This window comes from Actinotalea ferrariae CF5-4, from assembly GCF_000603945.1.
In the GTDB taxonomy this organism is placed as follows: domain Bacteria; phylum Actinomycetota; class Actinomycetes; order Actinomycetales; family Cellulomonadaceae; genus Actinotalea; species Actinotalea ferrariae.
On sequence record NZ_AXCW01000293.1, the window covers coordinates 1 to 4,620 of the forward strand.

Here is a 4,620-nt window from a genome sequence, read left to right on the forward strand (position 1 = left end):
CGGGCCCCGGCCGGGCGCCGCCACCACCGCACGGCCCTCTGCCGGGCGCGCCACCTCTGCACAGCGCCCCTGCAGAGCCTCTGCCGGGCAGCACCCGTGCTGCGCCCTGCACGCCGACCGACGCGGCGTCCCGTGGACCGGTCCGTCCTCCCGCCGTGACGGTGGTCGTCGATAGGCTCATCGCTCGTGAAGATCCTCGTCGTCGGATCCGGTGCCCGCGAGCACGCCATCGTCCGCGCCCTCGCGCTGGCGCCCGAGGGACCGGGCAACCCGCACCCCACGGACCCCGCGGCCGCGCACCACACGGACCACGAGCTGCACGCCGCGCCCGGCAACCCCGGCATCGCCCCCCTCGCCGCGCTGCACCCCGTGGACCCGGTCGACGGCGCGGCGGTGGCGGCGCTCGCGACCGAGCTGGCCGCCGACCTCGTCGTCGTCGGCCCGGAGGCGCCGCTGGTGGCCGGCGTCGCCGACGCGGTGCGGGCTGCCGGTATCCCGTGCTTCGGGCCGAGCGCGGAGGCCGCGGCGCTCGAGGGGTCCAAGGCGTTCGCCAAGGAGATCATGGCGGCGGCCGGCGTGCCGACCGCGATGGCGCACGTCTGCACGACGGTGGACGAGGTGGCTGCCGCCCTCGACGCTTTCGGCGCCCCGTACGTCGTCAAGGACGACGGCCTGGCGGCGGGCAAGGGCGTCGTCGTCACGGACGACCGGGACGCGGCCCTCGACCACGCCGCCGCCTGCCTGGCCAAGCCGGGCGGCGCCGTCGTCGTCGAGGAGTTCCTCGACGGTCCGGAGGTCTCGCTCTTCTGCGTCAGCGACGGCACCACGGTCGTACCGCTCGCGCCGGCGCAGGACTTCAAGCGCGCGCTCGACGGCGACGAGGGCCCGAACACCGGCGGGATGGGGGCGTACTCGCCGCTGCCCTGGGCGCCCGAGGGCCTGGTCGAGGAGGTCGTCGCCCGCGTGGCCCAGCCGACCGTGGACGAGATGCACCGCCGCGGCACGCCGTTCGCCGGCGTCCTGTACTGCGGGCTGGCGCTCACGGCGCGGGGCGTGCGGGTCATCGAGTTCAACGCCCGCTTCGGCGACCCCGAGACGCAGGTCGTGCTGGCGCGCCTCGCGACGCCGCTCGCGCAGGTCCTGCTCGCGGCGGCCCAGGGGCGCCTCGACACCCTGCCCCCGCTGCGGTGGCTGCCGGACGCCGCGGTCACGGTGGTCGTGGCGGCGCACGGCTACCCCGGCAGCGTCCGGGCCGGCGACCCGGTCGACGGCGTCGAGGAGGCCGAGGCTGTCCCGGGCGTCCACGTCCTGCACGCCGGCACGGCGACCGACGACGGCGCCCTGGTCTCCGCCGGCGGTCGGGTCCTGTCCGTCGTCGGCGTCGGCGCCGACCTCGACGCGGCGCGGGCCACCGCGTACGACGGCGTCGCGCTCGTCCGGCTGCGGGGGTCGCACCACCGCACGGACATCGCCGCGCGCATGCCCGAGCTCCCGGCCGTCGCGGACTGACCCGCCGGTCGAGGACCGGCCCGGGGGTCGTGGACCGGCCCGGGGGTCGTGGACTGACCCGGCCGTCGAGGACCGGCCCGTCGGTCGTGGACTGCCCCGGCCGTCGAGGACCGGCCCGTCGGCCCTGGACCGGTCCCGTCGGTGGGCACCTGATCCGGCAGCCCGACCGATCCGGAAGGATGGCGCCATGGCGACCACGGCCCCGCAGCTGCCCGGGTGGACCCACACGTACTCCGGCAAGGTCCGCGACCTCTACGTCCCGGAGCCGGGCTCCACGGTGACCGACGCGCACGGCGACGTCGTGCTCGTCGTCGCCAGCGACCGCATCAGTGCGTACGACCACGTGCTCGACACCCCCATCCCGGGCAAGGGCGTCGTTCTCACCCAGCTGAGCCTGTGGTGGTTCGAGCAGCTCGCCGACCTGGTCCCGAACCACGTCGTCACCGCGGAGGTCGGGGCGACCGGCGTGCCCGACGCCGTCGCGGGCCGCGCGATGGTCTGCCGCCGCCTGGAGATGTTCCCCGTCGAGTGCGTCGCCCGGGGCTACCTCACCGGCTCGGGCCTGGTCGAGTACCGGGCGGGGGGCGCCGTGTGCGGCGTGCCGCTGCCGGCCGGGCTCGAGGACGGCTCGCGCCTCCCGGAGCCGATCTTCACGCCCGCCACCAAGGCCGCCGTCGGCGAGCATGACGAGAACGTCACCTTCGGGGAGGTCGCCGCGCAGATCGGGGCCGACGACGCCGCCGTCCTGCGCGACCTCACGCTCGCCGTCTACGGCCGCGCGGAGGACCTGGCCCGGGAGCGGGGCGTGATCCTCGCGGACACCAAGCTCGAGTTCGGCCGGACCACGCAGGCCGCGGGCGGCCTGGACGCCGGCACGGTCGTGCTCGGCGACGAGGTCCTCACGCCCGACTCCTCGCGCTTCTGGCCCGCGGACCAGTGGCAGCCGGGCCGGGCCCAGCCGTCCTTCGACAAGCAGTACGTGCGCGACTGGCTCACGTCTCCGGCGTCCGGCTGGGACCGCGCCGCGGACGCCCCGCCGCCCCCGCTGCCCGACGACGTCGTCGCGCGCACCCAGGAGCGCTACCTCGACGCCTACCGCCGCCTCACCGGCCGCGACCTGACGCTCCCGACGAGCCTCTGACGCGGCGAGGCCGTCCACCCGCTCGACCCGGCCCGCTGGACCCGGCCCGCTGGACCCGGCCCGCTGGACCCGGCCCGCTGGACCCGGCCCGCTGGACCCGGCCCGCTGGACCCGGCCCGCTGGACCCGGCCCGCTGGACCCGGCCCGCTGGACCCGGCCCGCTGGACCCGGCCCGCTGGACCCGGCCCGCTGGACCCGGCCCGCTGGACCCGGCCCGCTGGACCCGGCCCGCTGGACCCGGCCCGCTGGACCCGGCCCGCTGGACCCGGCCCGCTGGACCCGGCCCGCTGGACCCGGCCCGCTGGACCCGGCCCGCTGGACCCGGCCCGCTGGACCCGGCCCGCTGGACCCGGCCCGCTGGACCCGGCCCGCTGGACCCGGCCCGCTCGACCCGGCCCAGTCCGCCCATCCCGCTCCGCCCATCCCACCCCGCCCGTCCGGCCCCGACCCGCGCCTCGCTCTAAACCGGGGAACCTCCGTGGCGGATGACGCCACGAACGTTCCCCGGTGTGCCCGCCGGGTGTGCCCGCCCGGTGCTGCTGCTCGCCGTCCCTCCGGACGTACGCTGCGCGCGTGACGAGCACGCTCCCCACCGGCAGCACCCTCCTGCGCCACGCCCGGGTCGTCCCGCTGCCGGCCCTGCCCGGTGACCTGCCCGGTGACCTGCCCGGTGACCTGCCCGGTCACGAGCCGGGTGACGTGCCCGCCACCCCAGCGCCGCCGGGCGGCCCCGATCACCCCGTCGACCTCCGCCTCGAGGACGGGGTCGTCGTGGCCGTCTCCGCTCCCGGCGAGCGGCTCGACCCGCGCCCGTGGGACGTCGTCGTCGACCTCGACGGACGGTGGGTCCTGCCCGGGCTGTGGGACCACCACGTCCACCTGGGTCAGTGGGCGCTCGCCCGGCAGCGCTTCGACGTGTCGTCGGCGACGTCCGCGCGCGAGGCGGGGGCGCTCGTCGTCAGCCGCCTGCGGGAGCGCGGGCCCGACGACGACTCCCTCCTCATGGCCGTCGGCTTCCGGGACGGCCTGTGGCCCGAGCCGCCGACGGCGTCCGTCCTCGACGACGCGGTCACGGCGGCCGGCCTGCCGCCCACGCCGGTCGTCGTCGTGTGCGGGGACCTGCACAGCGCCTGGCTGAGCACCGCCGCGCTGCGCCGGTTCGGCGTGGTCGGGCACGACGACGGCGTGCTGCGCGAGGAGGACTGGTTCCCGCTGCTCGCCGCCCTCCAGGAGGTCCCGACGGACCGGCTCGACCGGTGGGTGGGGGAGGCGGCCGACGCGGCCGCGGCCCGGGGCGTCGTCGGCGTCGTGGACCTGGAGATGGCCGACAACGTGTCCGTCTGGGAGCGCCGCGTCGCGGCCGGCATGACGCAGCTCCGTGTGGCCGCCGGCGTGTGGCGTGACCACCTCGACCGCGCCGTCGCGCGCGAGCTGGCCACGGGCGACGTCGTCGGCGGGACGCACGGGCTGGTGACGCTCGGGCCGTTCAAGGTGATCAGCGACGGGTCGCTCAACACCCGGACTGCCTACTGCCACGAGCCCTACGACGGGCTCGAGGGCCCGCACGCCCACGGCGTCCTCAACGTGCCCACCGAGGAGCTCGTGCCGCTCATGGCCTACGCGACCCGGCACGGCATCCACTGTGCGATCCACGCGATCGGGGACCGGGCCAACGCTCTCGCGCTCGACGCGTTCGAGGCGACCCGGGCGCGCGGCTCCGTGGAGCACGCCCAGCTCCTGGCCGACGACGACGTCGCCCGGTTCGCCCGGCTCGGCGTCGTCGCGTCGGTGCAGCCGGAGCACGCGATGGACGACCGGGACGTCGTCGAGCGCTACTGGGGCGACCGGGCGGCCCGGACGTTCCCGCTGCGGCGGCTGCACGAGGCGGGCGTGCGCCTGGCGTTCGGCTCCGACGCGCCGGTCGCGCCGCTGGACCCGTGGCTCGCGGTGTCGGCGGCGGTGGACCGGGC

The 4,620-nt window shown here is 77.5% G+C and carries 3 protein-coding genes; all 3 read left to right on the forward strand.

Annotated elements, in window-relative coordinates; all coding sequences use genetic code 11:
* The first annotated feature begins 186 nt into the window (after positions 1–186).
* Entirely contained in the window at positions 187–1,509 is a 1,323-nt protein-coding gene (gene purD / locus N866_RS16560) for a phosphoribosylamine--glycine ligase (RefSeq protein ID WP_034228476.1), read from the forward strand.
* 187 nt (positions 1,510–1,696) lie between these two features.
* Positions 1,697–2,650, forward strand: coding sequence for a phosphoribosylaminoimidazolesuccinocarboxamide synthase (locus tag N866_RS16565; protein ID WP_034228478.1), 954 nt, complete (start codon positions 1,697–1,699; stop codon positions 2,648–2,650).
* A gap of 573 nt (positions 2,651–3,223) precedes the next feature.
* Positions 3,224–4,620, forward strand: a 1,397-nt coding sequence (locus N866_RS16570; protein WP_052023177.1) for an amidohydrolase, incomplete at its 3' end; no start/stop codon positions are given.